This window comes from Henriciella mobilis, assembly GCF_003576285.1.
GTDB classification, from domain to species: Bacteria; Pseudomonadota; Alphaproteobacteria; order Caulobacterales; family Hyphomonadaceae; genus Henriciella; species Henriciella mobilis.
This window is the reverse complement of the sequence record NZ_QWFX01000006.1, coordinates 462,687-477,760: the sequence shown is the minus strand read 5'-3', so window position 1 is coordinate 477,760 and position 15,074 is coordinate 462,687. Positions and strand designations below refer to the sequence as shown.

The following is a 15,074-nucleotide window of genomic DNA, read 5'->3' as shown; positions in this document are numbered from 1 at the left end:
GCAGTGTATGATGGTGAAGATGGGAAGTCCAAATTCCCCCGAAAAGAAGCAAGTCCCGTGCCAAATTCTCCCCACAGGGGAATTTCAATTTTCGGAAAAATTTCATCCCGGGTGTGTAGAAATCGCTATCCATAGGGCGATGGATGCCAGCGCGGCGGCAAAGCCGATCCGAACGCCAAGCGCCTGTCTCCACTGCGAAATTTTCTCGCCGAGGCCTGAGCCGAGCAGGACCAGCAAAACGTGAACGGCAATCGCCACGGCGATGTGCAGGCTTCCCAGAATGAGAACCTGTCCCGCAACAGGCCACTGCTCGCATGTTGCGAATTGACCCACCACAGCAACGTAGAAAACGAGCGCCTTGGGATTGAGGAGGTTGGCAATGAAACCGCGCCGGAATCCGGCCATGTGATCGGCCTCGCCGACGGCTTTCTCGCCACCATCGGCAAACGCCTCCCAGGCGAGGTAGAGCATGAAGGCCACCCCACCCCAGCGCAGCGTGTGGTAGATGGCCGGATTGGCCGATACGATGGCGGAAATCCCCGTGGCCGCTGCGACCAGCTGTACCGCGAGACCGAGCGTGATCCCCAGCACGGCCATGAACCCCGTCCGCCGGCCCTTCTGAGCCGAGAGCGCGGTCAGCCAACCCATGTTCGGGCCGGGCGTCAGCTCAACGACAGCCATCGCGACAAGGAATGCAAGCCAGTCAATGTTGCAAGGCACGTTGGTCTCCGGAATCAGACTGGAATTATACTGGATTCAGACCGTTTCTGGACTGTTTTGGTACCGGGTCAGAGACAACCGTAAAGCGCATCGACCAGCCGCCGGGCGCGGGGGTCACCCTGCAGGAAACTCGACTGTCGATTCATCACATACGCCGCCGACAGGTGCCGGTCGGGATCGCCGAGGGCAAGCGATCCTCCCCAGCCAGAATGAGCCAGCGTCTCGGGATTGGGGCCGTAAATACCCAGATTGTTCCGCATGACGCCGGCGGCAAATTCAGTCACGAAGGGCAGGACGAGATCCTCGCCCATCACACGGCGCCGGGTCAAGGCAGAGAACGACTCCTCTGGAATCAACGTCTTGCCGCCGAGCTTCCCCTGATTGGCATAAATGCCGTAGAGCTGGGCGACCGACTTCGCGCTACCATGTCCATTGGCGGACGGAATCTCGATCTCACGCCAGATCGCGCCGCCACGGTCCGGCGAGGCCCACTTGGTGAGGAAGGCTACTTTCTTGAATTCATTGATGTCACCGAGCTGCGGCATCTCTCTCGGCCGCATGATCTCAGCGACCCGCTCATGATCCTCAGTCGGCAGGCCGATCTGAAAATCGATTCCGTTCGGCGCACAGAAATCCTCGCGGAGGATGGTGCCAAGGCTGCGGCCGCTGATGCGCTGGACAGTTTCCCCGGCAAGGTAGCCCCAGCTCAGCGGGTGGTACCCGTGCGCCGTCCCCGGCTCCCAGAGCGGCTCCAGTTCGGCCAGCGCTGCAGCAAGGGCGGGCGGATCGAGCCAGAGCGCCGGATCGATCGGGTCCTTGAACCCGCAGAGGCCAGCCTGGTGAGAGAGCATCTCCGCAATGGTGACATCGCCTTTCCCTCCGGCGGAAAACTCTGGCCAGATGGCGCTGACCCTTGTCTCATACCCGTCCTCCAGCGCGCCGATAGCAGAGGCGATGACCAGCGCAGCGATACCTTTTGTCGTGGAATAGACCGGGACGATTGTGTTTTCATCCCACGGCGCATCCTTCTTGCGGTCGGCATATCCGCCCATGAGGTCCACCACGATCTCCCCATCGAGTATGGCCGCAAATCCGGCGCCGAGCTCTTCGCCGGCGGCGAAATTTTCCTCGAAGACTTCCCGCACAGGCTCGAAGCCCGGGGCCACGGTTCCGCGGATCTCGCTCATGAACCAACTCCTTAAAACGTTCCCGGGAGCGATACACGAGCACGCCGGGAAGAAAACCCCTGCACATTCCGCCGCACTGGACAGATTGCGGCGGAAAAGGCATCGAAAGCGCCAAAGCGTTCGAGGGATGAAAACCGAATGACCACACAGACCACCCACCGCCCCCGCCGATCCTGCCTCTACATGCCCGGCGCCAATCCACGCGCCCTGGAGAAGGCAAAATCACTCCCCGCCGACACCGTTATCCTCGACCTGGAAGACGCGGTTGCACCAGACGCCAAGGAAGAAGCGCGCGAGACGGTGTGTTCTGCAGTAAAAGCGGGCGGATACGGCAAGCGCGAAGTGGTCATCCGCGTTAATGGACTCGACACGGAATGGGGCCTCGACGACATGAAAGCTGCCGTTGCGGCTGGCCCAGACGCGATCCTTGCCCCAAAAGTGATCGACGGGGGAGACATCGACCGGCTCGATGATGCCATGAGCCGCGCAGGCGCGCCGAAAGAGATGGGTCTCTGGGTCATGATCGAGATGCCCAAGGCCATCCTCAACATCATGGATATCGCCGAAGCCGCCGGCCGTACGCGCCTTTCAGCCTTCGTCATGGGTACGAACGACCTCGCCAAGGAACTGCGCGCCGTCAACGATCCTGCCCGCAGCGCCTTCCAGACATCGCTCGGCCTGACTATGGCGGCCGCCCGGGCCTTTGACATTGTCGCAATCGACGGCGTCTACAACGATATCTCGAACGCCGAAGGCCTGGAAAACGAAGTCCGTCAGGGCCGCATGCTGGGTTTTGATGGCAAGACCCTGATCCACCCTTCACAGATCGAAACCACCAACCGCATTTTCGCCCCCGAAGAAGCCGATGTTCAGCAGGCCCGCGACGTCATCGCTGCCTTTGCGGATCCGGTCAACAAGGGCAAGGGTGTTCTGAAAGTAAACGGAAAAATGACCGAGCTCCTCCACCTCGAAGAAGCAAAACGCATCGTCGCGGTTGATGAGGCTATAAAGGCAATGGAGTCCGCATAGATGACCTACACCCTGCTTCACCACACAGGCTGCAGCACTTCGCGCAATGGCCTCGCCCTGCTGGAGGAGAACGGCATCAAGCCCGAAATTCGCAAGTACATGAACGCTGGTGATGCCCTTACGGTCGACGACCTCAAGGACATCGCAAAGAAGATGGGCGATGTGTCGCCGCGCGCCTTCCTGAGGGAAAAGGATGCGAAGAAATTCGAGATCTCCGACACGCTGGGCGATGAAGAGCTCTTTGAGGCTATGGTCCAAAACCCTCGGCTCATTCAGCGTCCGATCGGCATAAAGGACGGCAAGGCGGTTCTCGGCCGCCCCATCGACAAGCTGCTGGAAATTGCCTGACTCCGCACCGATCCGTAAAATTCAACACATCTCGTAAGAGCGGCGGAAAAGTCTGTTTGCCATAAGGCACGCATGACAATCGCCCTGTTCATCGCCGCCGCTCTGTTTGGCTTGTCGCTGCTGCTCTTTTTTGGGCCGCAAATCGTCGCCTATGGCAAGGCCGGCTTGCGCGATGCGCTTGACCGGTCCGAAGCGAAGATCATTGCCAGCGGTCTCGTCACGGCCATGGCCCTGCTGCTTTTTGCCCCGCTCGTTGGTTCCGGCTTGATTTCAGACGGAGAGACAGGGCAGGTGGTCGCAACAACTCTGACGGGGCTATTGCTTGGCTGATTGCCGACGCTCGCCCCAGAAAATCTTCCGAGGGCAAGCCATGACAAAATCCAATCCGGGCCATTATTTCGAAGACTTCAAGCCAGGCATGGAGCTTGTCCATGCAACGCCGCTCACAGTGTCGGCGGGCGACATTTCGTTGTATCGCGCCCTGACCGGTGCGCGCCATGCGCTGTACTCAGCCGAAACGTTCGCCGCCGCCAACGGCTTTCCTGCCCTGCCGGTCGACCCGCTGCTCGCCTTCCACGTGGTCTTCGGCAAGACGGTACCGGACATCTCGCTGAATGCGGTTGCCAATCTCGGTTATGCGGACGGGCAATTCCTGAAGGACGTTTATCCGGGTGATACGCTGACGGCGATCTCCGAGGTGATCGGAATCAAGGAGAACTCCAACGGCAAGACCGGTGTCGTCTGGGTCCGCACGCGCGGCGAGAACCAGAAAGGCGAAACGGTACTCTCCTATGTCCGCTGGGTGATGGTGAACAAGAAGGATCCTTCCAGTCCGGCGCTCGACCCTGTCGTGCCGGATCTACCGGATGCCGTTCACGCGTCCGCGCTCACCGTCCCGGCCTATGACGATTGGGACGATGCACTGGCGGGATCGAAATGGCGTTATGGCGACTATGAAATCGGCGAGAAAATCGACCATGTCGACGGCATGACCGTAGAGGAAGCAGAGCACCAGATCGCCACGCGCCTCTACCAGAATACAGCGAAGGTTCACTTTGACGCCCACGCGCAGAAAGAAAGCCGGTTCGGCAAGAGATTGATCTACGGCGGCGTCGTCATCTCGATCGCCCGCGCCCTGTCATTCAACGGACTGGAAAGCGCTGCACAGATGCTGGCCATCAATGCGGGCACCCATGCCGGACCGCTCTTCTCAGGCGACACGATCTACGCCTGGTCGGAAGTCCTCGACAAGGCCACGCTGAATGACACGACCGGCGCCCTTCGCCTGCGCCTGGTGGCGGCGAAGAACCACCCGTGCACCGATTTCCCGCTACGCGGCGAAGACGGAAAGTATGCGGGCAATGTCATTCTCGACTTCGATTACTGGGCTGCCATCCCTATCTAGTCGCACAGAATGATCAATCTCCTCGAAGGCCTTTCCCTGTTTGGCGTGGCGATCGCCACCATGCTGATGGCCATTGCCAGCCTGCTTGGCACAATGACCCTGAAGCAGGTCGTCGAGCTGGGCCATGTCGATGCACGCATTCTTTGCAACCTGACAGGCATCACCGATCCGCGCGAATTGCAGGATGTCTTTGGCCCACCGACCATGAACCGCGTCTGGCATGGGCTGACACTGGCCGATATCGAACGTGAGCGCCGGCCAGCCGGCTATCTCGTCAGTGACGACCGCGTTGACTGGATCTCGATCGGCGTAGCGTTCCTCGCTCTTTTCTGGCGGCACCCCGTTGCGGACCTGTTGCTGATCGTTGCTGCGGTGTCACAGATTGCCGGCTGGGTGATCGCATCGAAGCTGCCGAAGTAGATTCCGGCTTTCTCTGTTCTCATTCGCACCCTACATGACCTATCCATGAAGGTCTGGAAAATGAATGGCGCAGGCAATGCTTTCGCGGTCTTTGACGCGCGGGACAGGAAATTCGCGCCCGATGAAAATCGCATCCGCGCTATAGCGGAACAAATGAAGGCCGACCAGGTCATGTCGATCGAGCGTGACGCGACCGTCGATGCCTTTCTGCGCATCTGGAATTCTTCGGGCGAAGAAGTGAGCGCCTGCGGGAACGGCACGCGTGCTGTCGCGCACCTGCTTCTGGAAGAGTCCGGAAAACCGGAAGTGAAAATTCGCACCCAGGCCGATGTACTGAAAGGTCGGCGCGCGGGCGAAAACCTCGTCACCATCGACATGGGCTCTCCACTCATGGCGTGGGAAGACATCCCGTTGTCAGAAAAGATGGATGTACGCGGCGTGGACGTCCGCATCGGCCCGATGGACAAGCCCTATCTTTCCAAGCCCGCCGTTGTTTCCATGGGAAATCCGCACGCGGTGTTCTTCGTCGACGATGTCGATGCCTATGACATCCCCCAGATCGGACCACTCGTCGAGTGGCATCCGCTTTTTCCAGAAGGCACGAATGTCGGCTTTGCACAGGTGATCGACCGGCAGACCATCCGCCTGCGCGTCTGGGAACGCGGGGCAGGCCTCACCAAGGCTTGTGGGACCGGGGCCTGTGCGGCGTTGGTCTGCGCCGCACGCGCTGGCAAGACTGACCGCAAGGCCAAGCTCATCCTTGATGGCGGAGAGTTGACCATCGACTGGCGGGAAAGCGACGATCATGTCTTCATGACCGGCCCGGTCGAGCTGGAGATGACGTTCGAGGTCTGACGGCGGGCCCTGAAGACCGAATTCGCTGACCCCCGATCCTCCGCCCGCAGCTGATAAGTCTTGAATAAGCGGGCCAGACGCGCGATCTGAGCGGCTTGGCCATGACGACGAAGACCCCCTCCCTTGCCCAGCCCCAGGTAATCACACTGGGCTGCCGCCTGAACTCCTATGAGTCCGAGGTGATGAAGGGGCATGCCGAAAAAGCCGGGCTCGAAGACGCGATCATCGTCAATACGTGCGCCGTGACCGCCGAAGCCGTCCGTTCGGCGCGCCAGACGATCCGGCGGGCCCGGAAGGACAATCCGGATGCGCAGATCATCGTGACCGGCTGCGCCGCGCAGATCAATCCGGATGAATTTGCCAACATGCCAGAGGTCAGCCGCGTGATCGGCAACCAGGAGAAAATGCAGGCCGGGACCTGGTCCTCGCCAGCACTGCGCCATGGCGATACGAAAGTGCTCGTCAACGACATCATGTCGGTCAAAGAAACCGCGGGCCACCTGATCGACGGCATGGAGGGGCGCGCCCGGGCCTATGTCCAGGTCCAGAACGGCTGCGACCATCGCTGCACTTTCTGCATCATCCCGTTCGGCCGGGGGAATTCGCGCTCAGTCCCGGCCGGAGACGTCGTCCAGATGATCCAGCGTCTTGTCGACACTGGCCACTATGAAGTCGTGCTGACCGGGGTCGACCTGACCAGTTGGGGAGGCGACCTGCCCGGAAAGCCCCAGCTTGGAAACCTGGTGCGCCGCGTCCTGAAACTGGTTCCGGACCTCAAGCAGCTGCGGATTTCGTCAATCGACGCGATCGAGATGGATGACGCCCTGTTCGAAGCGATGGCCGATCCGCGCATGGCGCCTTTCATGCACCTTTCCCTTCAGCATGGCGACAATCTCATACTGAAGCGAATGAAGCGCCGGCACTCGCGCGAGCAGGCGATTGAGCTGGCCCAGAAGCTACGGGGAATTCGGCCCGACATCGCCCTCGGTGCGGATATCATTGCCGGATTTCCGACCGAGACCGAAACTGCGTTCGAGAACTCCCTCAAGCTTGTTGATGAGTGCGGTCTCGCCTTCCTTCATGTCTTTCCATACAGCCCGCGGCCCGGCACACCGGCCGCCCGGATGCCTCAGCTGGAAAAGGCCGTGATAAAAGCGCGCGCATCCCGGCTTCGAGCGGCGGGCGCAGCAGCGCTTCACCGCCATCTCGATCGTCATGTCGGTCAGCTTCGCAGCGTCCTGGTGGAGCAGGAAGCCAGTGGCCGGCTGGGTGATTTTTCTCAGGTCTGGCTGCAGGGCTTCGACCCGCTTGAAGCTGGACGTCCGGTTGAGGCAAGGATAGTCGAGCACGATGGACAAAAACTGATCGGTGAGCCCGCATGATCCTCTGGTTCGGAAAAAAGAAGAAAAAGAAGGAACTGGAAGAAGCCGGCACAGAGATGCAGGCGCCGGAACTGTCGGCCGACGAACTCGCAGCTCGCGAAGCTGCTGAGAAGGAAGAGGCTGAACGAAAGGCCGCCGAACAGGCCGAGATTGAACGAAAGGTCGCCGAAGCCAATCGTGCATGGGAAGAGCGTCAGCAGCGCGAGCGAGAGGCCGCAGAAGCTGAACGCCGGCGACTTGCCGACGAGGCCCGAAAAACTGAAGAGGCGCGCGAAGCGGCCCGAAAAGCTGCGGAAGAGGCCCGCCAGAAAGCTGAGGCTGATGAGGCAGCCCGCCAAGCGGCCGAAGAAGCTGAAGCGGAGGCCCGGCGGCTTGAGGAAGAAGCCGAAAAGGTTCGCCAAGAGGAAGCCGAGCGTGTCGCAGCCCAGCAGAAGGCCGAAGCTGAACTCAAACTCCTGGAAGAACGCCGCCGCGCCGAAGCAGCACGCGAAGAGGAAGCGCGCCGCAAGGCGGCAGCTGCGGCTGCCGAACCAGACCCATATACCGAGGTCAAATCACCCGGCTTCTTCAGCAAGCTTACCACCGGGCTTTCGAAATCCTCATCCAAGCTTGGTGCCAGCCTGACGGGCGCGTTTAACAAGCGCAAGCTGGACGATGACGCCCTGGAGGAGCTGGAAGACCTTCTGATCACATCCGATATGGGTGCGCGGGTGGCGGCAAAAATCACGTCCAACCTTGCGAAGACCCGTTTCGACAAGGACGTCACTGATCAGGAAATCAAGGAAGCGCTCGCTGAAGAAATCGAGGCCATCATGGCGCCACGCGAGCAAGTCGTCGACTTCTCGGATGGCCCAACACCTCGCGTCGTTCTGTTCGTCGGCGTGAACGGTTCGGGCAAGACCACCACAATCGGCAAGATTGCGTCGAAACTCAAAGAGCAGGGCGCCAAAGCCGTTCTCGTCGCCGGCGACACGTTCCGGGCGGCCGCTATCGAACAACTTACGGTCTGGGGTGAGCGGGCCGGAATCCCTGTCATGTCAAAGCCAACCGGCGCGGATGCCGCCGGACTGGTCTACGAGGCCATTGAAAAGGCAAAGGCCGACAACCTGGACTTGGTCCTTGTCGACACGGCAGGCCGCCTGCAGAACAAGGCGGAGCTGATGTCGGAACTGGCGAAGATTGTGCGCGTAGCGCGCAAGCTCGACCCTGAAGCCCCGCACGATGTGATCCTCGTTCTGGACGCAACTGTCGGCCAGAACGCCCTCTCGCAGGTGGAGGCTTTCCGGCACACAGCAGAGGTTTCCGGGATCGTCATGACCAAGCTCGACGGCACGGCGAAAGGCGGCGTGCTCGTCGCGATCGCAGAAGCACACGACCTGCCTATCCATTTCGTCGGGGTTGGAGAAAAAGCCGAAGACCTGCAGCCTTTCAGTGCAGCCGCATTTGCGAAAGCCCTTGTCGGAATGGACGAAAAGGAGCCGGCGTGACCGCGGACGGCAAATCCACGCTCCGCGCAGACCTGAAAACGCTGCGCGAAGAGCTTCATGCCCGCGATCCGGATGCTGGAGAGACGCTTGCGGCGAAGTTTCCCCTGAAATTGCTGGAGCGGTATGGGCCGATCGTGTCCGGCTACTGGCCAATCAGCAGCGAGATCGACCCGCGCCCGCTTATGCAGAAGCTTGCACAGGCTGGAGCGAAACTGGCGCTGCCGCGCATCGATGAGGATGGCACCATGTCCTTCCGTCTCTGGCACGAGAAGGATCCGTTGGAACCGGGGGCATTTGGACTGAATGAGCCGCCGCATTCAGCCCCCCGCGTCCAGCCCACGCTCATCCTCATGCCGCTTCTTGCCTTCGACAAGGTCGGCAACCGGATCGGCTACGGAAAAGGTCACTATGACCGCGCGCTTGCATCACTCCGGGCCGATGGGCGGATCTTCGCATGCGGCCTCGGCTTTCACGGCCAGATGATGGACGAACTGCCAGCCGAACCGCATGACCAACCGCTCGACTGGGCTGTAACTGAGCGCGGATCCGTCCCAATCTTCATGATGCGCAATTTCGGCAACAACGACGATAGTGGCGGCACCGGCGGAAACGGCCCCAGCGCCGCCTGATCCAGACGCCGCTAGAACCGGTCGAGCAGACGCTCCAGATAGTCGCGCTCTTCCTCATCGGGTGTCTCGCCATAGCGCCGGCGAAGCTCTTCAAGGATGTCCTTGGCGCGCTGGCGTTCTGCCTCGTCGGGGATGTTCACATCGCGCCCGTCAGACACGCCACCAAGCGGTCGCCCGAAGGGATCGGTTTCGTTTGACCCGCCACCATACTCGTCACCAAGGCGCTCACGGCGCAAGTCGTCTAGCTGACCGGCCAGCCCCTGGGCGAGATCGAGCAGCGATTCGGTAGCTTCATCCTGGTTGCGCTGAGCACGCATCGTATTGCCGTCCCGAAGCGCGTCGGCCGCACGGCGCTGGGCGCGTTCAATGGCTTCAATCGTCTCCTCATCCAGCTCGCCAGCAAGACCGCCGAGGCCTTCGCCATCTTCATCCTCGGCGCTGCCGCGCCCGAGACGTTCAGCAAATTCTTCGACCCGGTCACCGAGCCCATCCTGGCGATTGGCCAGATTGCTTCCTTCCGAGCCGGGATCCTCGCCTCCCTCACCGAACGGTGATTGACCGGGCTGGTTTCCGGATCTTGGACCTTCGCCACGCTGTTCGGCCAGAGTGTCGTCGTTCAATTCGCGCTGTTCGCGCAGCAGATCCGACAACTCCCGCAGCGTTTCCGACAGGTCCTGTTCTTCCTGCGGAACGTCTTCCTGGTTTTCGCCCTGCTGCTGGCCCGGCATGCCAGGTAGGCCGTCGCCACTGCCGCTACCCTGCTGGAATTGAAGGTTCTCCAGCATGTTGGTGATGTCGGCGAGCAATTGTCGCGCCTGATCCGTCGCGCCTGTTTCCGTCAAATCGGACAAGGCATCAAGCATGTCGGCAAAGTCAGACCCGCCAAGGCCTTGTCCCCCACCTTGCTGGGCACTGTCAGTGTCATTGGGCGGCGCCTCGAGTCCATTGGCGAGGGCCTCAGCCATCCGGGCGGCCAGATAATTCTGCGCCGCCTGCTTGAAGGCCTCGAGCCGGCGATTGATCTCGGCTTCAGAGGCGCCGTCCCGGAGCGCTTCTTCCAGCGCCTCGCGCGCCGCCTGCAGAGCGCGAAGCGCATCGGCGGCACTGCCGTATTCCGCGCGGAGGGCCAGCGACCAGAGAATGGGCTCGGTCGTGTCCGCTTCATCAGTGGAGTCCGCGACCTGAAGCATCGACTCCACATGCCGCAGACCGAGATAAATGCTCACATCCTCGAAATAATAAGCCGGCTTATAGGTCACCGCCTCGATCATGCGGGCCGCGCGCTGGATACCGTGAGGCGCATAACCGATACGCTGCGTGGCCGCGGTGTAGACGGCGCCCGCAGTCAGCGCCTCGTCATTTACCGGAATCGCATCATAGGGTGCGTCTTCGCGCAGGATGGTTACGCGGATATCCTGGATCGCGCGAGCGAGTGGTTGCAGGAGCAGCTTCTCCGGGATGACGAAATCGACCGGTTCACTAAGACCTACCTGGCCAGCGCCATCGGTTGCACGAAGGCGCATTTCGGTCTCAAGACCCGCCCAGCGGTGACGGGTCAGGTCGATTGCGGTTGTATCTTCGGCCTCCTTCGGCGAAATCGCCGGCATCTGGACCGCGACGGAATCGGGCTCTCCGTTCCCGCCGGCATCTGTTCGGGAAAAAACAAGCTCAAGGCGCTCAACCCCGTAATCGTCGGAAACCTTCCAACCGAACTCTGTCTTGTCGTTTGGCAACAACTCGGGCGCGGACACCCATTCGACGCTCGGCGGCGCATCGGGTGACGCCCTGATCACCCAGGACGCCCGCTTGCCCCACCAGGTGACGCGAATCTCGCTATCCGCGTCGATGGTGGCTCGGGCCTCATAAGCGCCTTCAGGCGTAACATCGAAACGCATACGCTGGTCGTTGCCGGCTGAATCGACAAGCAGCTTAGGCGCAGACGGAGCCTGGGCCCGGACCGTAATTTCCGATCCGGCAGGGACACGAACCGGCTCCTGGGCATCGCGAAGGAAGATTGGCGGACGCCCGGTATGCCGCGGCGGAGTTATCCAGGCTTCGATGCGTATCGAATCCGCGCCAAAGAGGCTGCCGATATCCGGTGAAAAAGCGCGCTGCATGCGTTCACCGGCGGAATTCCATGCCATCAGAAGGGCGACGGCGACGAGGCCCGGCACAATGTAGCGGAGGTAAAGTGGGTCAAAGGCCTTCCATTCGGCAGCAAAGCTCGGAACGTTCAGGCGTCGCGCCGCATCCGTGAGGCGCGTCTCGTGCGCCCGCCATAGTGACACCCCGTCCGCATCCGGCCGCGAGGGCCGGTCTGACAGCGTTGTGAGTGGTCGCAAGTCTGACTGACGATCCAGCGCATCAACGGCCTGCTTACGCGTCGGACCGGCATAACGTGCCCAGCCAAGTCCGCCGAGTACGACCAGGCCTGTCACGAAGACGATCAACGAAAGCGAAGCGAATTTCTCGCTTGCCGCGTCGAAGACGCCGGTCAGCGCAAAGATCAGGAAAAGGCCGACCAGAATCGCGAATGGCCAGAATGCGCGCGCGGCGGCCAGACGCCAGAGATTGCCGCGTGTTCGCGCGATCTTTGGTTCAACGCCGGGGATACGCTTCAGGTCAGCCAATCAGGTGTCGTCTCCAGGGCAATCATCTCGTCAAAGGTAGGCCGCCTGCGGACAATGGCATACTTGTCGCCATCCACAAGCACCTCAGCGACCAATGGTCTCGCATTGTATTGCGACGAAAGAACGGCGCCGTATGCACCCGCAGACATGAAAGCGAGGCGCTCGCCCGGACGGATGACTGGCAAGGGCCGCTCGGTCGCAAACTTGTCAGTCGACTCGCATATCGGGCCGACAACATCATAGTTGATCTGCTCCGTGCTGTCTGGACGCTCTTCCAATGGCAGAATATCGTGATGCGCCTGATAAAGCGCGGGCCGCATAAGGTCGTTCATACCAGCATCGACAATCAGGAAGGTGCGCTTGGGCGCTGGCTTTGTGAACAGGGCTTCCGCGATCAGGACGCCTGCATTCCCCGCAATAACGCGGCCAGGCTCCAAAATGACCTCAACGCCAAGCCCCTCGGTTACTTGGCGGATCATGTTTGCATATTCGGACGGCGGTGGAAGGTCGTCGCCAGGCTTGTAAGGGATTCCCAGGCCGCCCCCAAGGTCGAGCCGCGTGATGGCGTGCCCGGCCTCGCGCAGGCGGCGAACCAGCGTAACAACACGCTCAAAGGCTGCCCGCATGGGCGCGATGGCATCGATCTGGGAGCCGATATGCACGTCGACCCCCACTGCCTCGACGCCGTCGAGCTCTGCAATCCTGGCATACAGCGCGTCGGCCGCTTCCCATGGCACACCAAACTTGTCGCCCGCCTTGCCCGTGGAGATATTCGGGTGACCGCCAGCAGCCACGTCCGGATTGACGCGAACGGCAATCTTGGCAGTCTTGCCTAGTAACGAAGCAACATCCGATAGCACTTCCACTTCGGCTGCACTTTCAACATTGAACTGATGGATTCCTTCTTCGAGACCGAGCCGCATTTCCTCCCGTGTCTTGCCAACACCTGAAAAGACAATCCGTGAAGGAGGTATGCCGGCGGCCCGCGCGCGCTTCAGCTCTCCGCCGCTAACAACATCCGCTCCGCAGCCTTCCGCGGCCAGCGTCTTCAGGACGCCGAGATTGCCATTGGCCTTGACCGAATAGGCAATCAGGCAGGACATTCCATCAAACGCCTCACCAATCACCCGGGCATGCCGCCTTAGCGTCGCAGATGAATAGACATAGACCGGCGTTCCGACCTCGTCGGCAATCGCATCGAGCGAGACGTCTTCACAATGGAGGCGTCCGTTCCTGTAATGAAAATGGTGCACGTACGTTCTGGCTCAGCCGGGTTCGATCTCGCCGAGGCCGCCTTCGTCCACATCCACTGTCGGATCCGGCTTGGGCGTCTCGCCGCCTATAGAATTGTAATACGCTTCATCCTGCGGCTTTTCCGGCGCGAGCGCGAATTCGACAGGTGCCGCGACCGGCGTCTGGGCCTCTTCAGTCGGCGGGTCGGAAAAGATTGGTGGTGGCCGCTGAAGGTCACCGCGAATGCCGCAGGCTGTCAGAAGGGCTGCCGCGCCCAGTGCGAGGGTCAGCTTGATAGGTGTTCGTTTCATTCGGGTGTTCCGGCCTCCAGGCCCAGTCTGGTCTTCCACGATTGCACCTGCTCGCTGACGCGGACAGGTGAAGTACCGCCATAGCTCTGACGGCTGGCGGCCGAGGCTTCAACGCTTAGCACGGAGAATACGTCTTCCGTAAGGCGTGGTTCGACTGTCTGCATTGATTGTAATGGCAACTCTGACAGGTCCTTGCCTTCGGATTCTGCCATGGCAACGATTCTGCCGGTAACATGGTGGGCGTCACGAAAAGGCATTTTAAGCTCGCGGACGAGATAGTCGGCAAGGTCGGTCGCAGTAGAAAAACCCTTGGCAGCGGCGTCGCGCATCCGGTCCTTGTTGAAGGCAACGGTGTCGATCATCCCCGCCATGGCCTTCACGCAGAGTCCAAACGTGTCGAAGGCTTCAAACGTCAGCCGTTTGTCGTCCTGGAGGTCCTTCGCGTAGGCAAGCGGCAGCGCCTTCACCGCGCCCTGAAGGCTAGCAAACTGTCCGGCGATCAGGGCTGCCTTTGCCCTTATAAGCTCGGCCGCATCCGGATTGCGTTTCTGCGGCATGATCGAAGATCCTGTGGACCAGGCATCAGACAGGGTCGCAAAGCCAAACTGGGCGCTGGTCCAGAGAACCAGCTCTTCAGCCAGCCGCGACAAATGGGTCGCCGCAATCGACAGCGCCGCCAGCGCTTCAAGCGCAAAGTCACGCGCCGAGACTGCGTCGAGCGAATTCGCCATCGGCCGGTCGAAGCCAAGCGCCTCGGCTGTCATGTCTCGATCGACCGGGAAGCCTGTACCTGCAAGCGCCGCTGCGCCAAGCGGGGATTCATTGAGCCGAACGGCCGCGTCGCGCATCCGTCCTCTGTCGCGCTCGGCCATCTCGACATAGGCCAGCAAATGGTGGCCCAGCGTAACAGGCTGGGCGGTCTGCAGGTGCGTGAAGCCTGGCATGACGGTGTCGGTGTGCTCACCTGCTCGGCTGATAAGGGTCTTCTGCAGCTCCAGCAGGCCTGATTGCGCTTCGGTTAGCGCACCCCGCGTCCAAAGTCGGAAATCCGTGACCACCTGGTCGTTGCGCGAGCGGGCTGTGTGCAGCCTGCCTGCGGGCTCGCCAATGATCTCCTTCAGCCGCGCCTCGACATTCATGTGAATGTCTTCCAGTTCGACGCGATAGGGGAAGGCTCCCGACTTCACTTCTTCCAGAACCTGGTCGAGACCGGCCTGGATCGCTTCATTGTCTTCTTCAGTGATGATCGCGCATTCTGCGAGCATGTCCGCATGGGCCCGGCTGCCAGCTATGTCCTGGACGGCCATGCGGCGGTCAATGTCGATCGAGGCGTTGATGGACTGCATGATATCGGACGGTTGCGCGGCAAAGCGTCCCCCCCACATCTGCTGGCCTTTACTGTCCTTATTGCTCATATCTCTGTCCTGAAACTCGGAGC

The 15,074-nt window shown here is 60.9% G+C and carries 15 protein-coding genes; 9 read left to right on the top strand and 6 right to left on the bottom strand.

Annotation, left to right across the window (positions count from 1 at the left end):
* Nucleotides 1–102: 102 nt before the first annotated feature.
* Both D1223_RS07125 and D1223_RS07120 read right to left on the bottom strand, forming a co-directional pair.
* Nucleotides 103–720, bottom strand: coding sequence for a LysE family translocator (locus tag D1223_RS07125; RefSeq protein ID WP_119375719.1), 618 nt, complete (start codon nucleotides 718–720; stop codon nucleotides 103–105).
* A gap of 68 nt (nucleotides 721–788) precedes the next feature.
* Nucleotides 789–1,907 carry a serine hydrolase domain-containing protein gene (locus D1223_RS07120; RefSeq protein ID WP_119375718.1) on the bottom strand — a complete coding sequence of 373 codons (1,119 nt, stop codon included), beginning with the start codon at nucleotides 1,905–1,907 and terminating at the stop codon, nucleotides 789–791.
* 138 nt (nucleotides 1,908–2,045) lie between these two features.
* On the opposite strand from D1223_RS07120, the gene D1223_RS07115 reads away from it, so the two are divergent.
* The 9 genes from D1223_RS07115 to D1223_RS07075 all read left to right on the top strand — a co-directional run bounded on the left by D1223_RS07115 (nucleotide 2,046) and on the right by D1223_RS07075 (nucleotide 9,462).
* A complete protein-coding gene (locus D1223_RS07115) occupies nucleotides 2,046–2,936 on the top strand; it encodes an HpcH/HpaI aldolase/citrate lyase family protein (protein ID WP_119375717.1) in 891 nt (296 codons plus the stop codon).
* Nucleotides 2,937–3,284 (top strand): ArsC/Spx/MgsR family protein, encoded by a 348-nt coding sequence (locus tag D1223_RS07110; RefSeq protein ID WP_119375716.1) that lies wholly within the window; start codon nucleotides 2,937–2,939, stop codon nucleotides 3,282–3,284.
* 72 nt (nucleotides 3,285–3,356) lie between these two features.
* Entirely contained in the window at nucleotides 3,357–3,614 is a 258-nt protein-coding gene (locus D1223_RS07105; protein ID WP_119375715.1) for a hypothetical protein, read from the top strand.
* 40 nt (nucleotides 3,615–3,654) lie between these two features.
* Nucleotides 3,655–4,689 carry a MaoC family dehydratase gene (locus D1223_RS07100; RefSeq protein ID WP_119375714.1) on the top strand — a complete coding sequence of 345 codons (1,035 nt, stop codon included), beginning with the start codon at nucleotides 3,655–3,657 and terminating at the stop codon, nucleotides 4,687–4,689.
* 9 nt (nucleotides 4,690–4,698) lie between these two features.
* Complete coding sequence (locus D1223_RS07095; protein ID WP_119375713.1) at nucleotides 4,699–5,109, top strand: hypothetical protein; 411 nt, start codon at nucleotides 4,699–4,701, stop codon at nucleotides 5,107–5,109.
* A 45-nt stretch (nucleotides 5,110–5,154) separates the two neighbouring features.
* Entirely contained in the window at nucleotides 5,155–5,964 is an 810-nt protein-coding gene (dapF, locus tag D1223_RS07090) for a diaminopimelate epimerase (protein ID WP_119375712.1), read from the top strand.
* 101 nt (nucleotides 5,965–6,065) lie between these two features.
* On the top strand, nucleotides 6,066–7,346 hold the full coding sequence (mtaB, locus tag D1223_RS07085; protein WP_119375711.1) for a tRNA (N(6)-L-threonylcarbamoyladenosine(37)-C(2))-methylthiotransferase MtaB: 1,281 nt from the start codon (nucleotides 6,066–6,068) through the stop codon (nucleotides 7,344–7,346).
* Nucleotides 7,343–8,833 (top strand): signal recognition particle-docking protein FtsY, encoded by a 1,491-nt coding sequence (ftsY, locus tag D1223_RS07080; RefSeq protein WP_233349435.1) that lies wholly within the window; start codon nucleotides 7,343–7,345, stop codon nucleotides 8,831–8,833. The genes mtaB and ftsY overlap by 4 nt, the downstream gene beginning before the upstream one ends.
* Entirely contained in the window at nucleotides 8,830–9,462 is a 633-nt protein-coding gene (locus tag D1223_RS07075; protein ID WP_119375710.1) for a 5-formyltetrahydrofolate cyclo-ligase, read from the top strand. Before ftsY ends, D1223_RS07075 begins: the two co-directional genes overlap by 4 nt.
* An 11-nt stretch (nucleotides 9,463–9,473) precedes the next feature.
* Here the strand turns inward: D1223_RS07075 and D1223_RS07070 are convergent, their stop codons facing one another.
* The 4 genes from D1223_RS07070 to argH are packed head-to-tail and all read right to left on the bottom strand — an operon-like array spanning nucleotide 9,474 to nucleotide 15,051.
* Nucleotides 9,474–12,092, bottom strand: coding sequence for a DUF4175 domain-containing protein (locus D1223_RS07070; protein WP_119375709.1), 2,619 nt, complete (start codon nucleotides 12,090–12,092; stop codon nucleotides 9,474–9,476).
* Complete coding sequence (lysA, locus tag D1223_RS07065) at nucleotides 12,080–13,345, bottom strand: diaminopimelate decarboxylase (protein ID WP_119375708.1); 1,266 nt, start codon at nucleotides 13,343–13,345, stop codon at nucleotides 12,080–12,082. Before lysA ends, D1223_RS07070 begins: the two co-directional genes overlap by 13 nt.
* Nucleotides 13,346–13,357: 12 nt before the next feature.
* A complete protein-coding gene (gene lptM / locus D1223_RS07060) occupies nucleotides 13,358–13,636 on the bottom strand; it encodes an LPS translocon maturation chaperone LptM (protein WP_119375707.1) in 279 nt (92 codons plus the stop codon).
* Nucleotides 13,633–15,051 carry an argininosuccinate lyase gene (gene argH, locus D1223_RS07055; protein ID WP_233353071.1) on the bottom strand — a complete coding sequence of 473 codons (1,419 nt, stop codon included), beginning with the start codon at nucleotides 15,049–15,051 and terminating at the stop codon, nucleotides 13,633–13,635. Before argH ends, lptM begins: the two co-directional genes overlap by 4 nt.
* Nucleotides 15,052–15,074 lie beyond the last annotated feature (23 nt).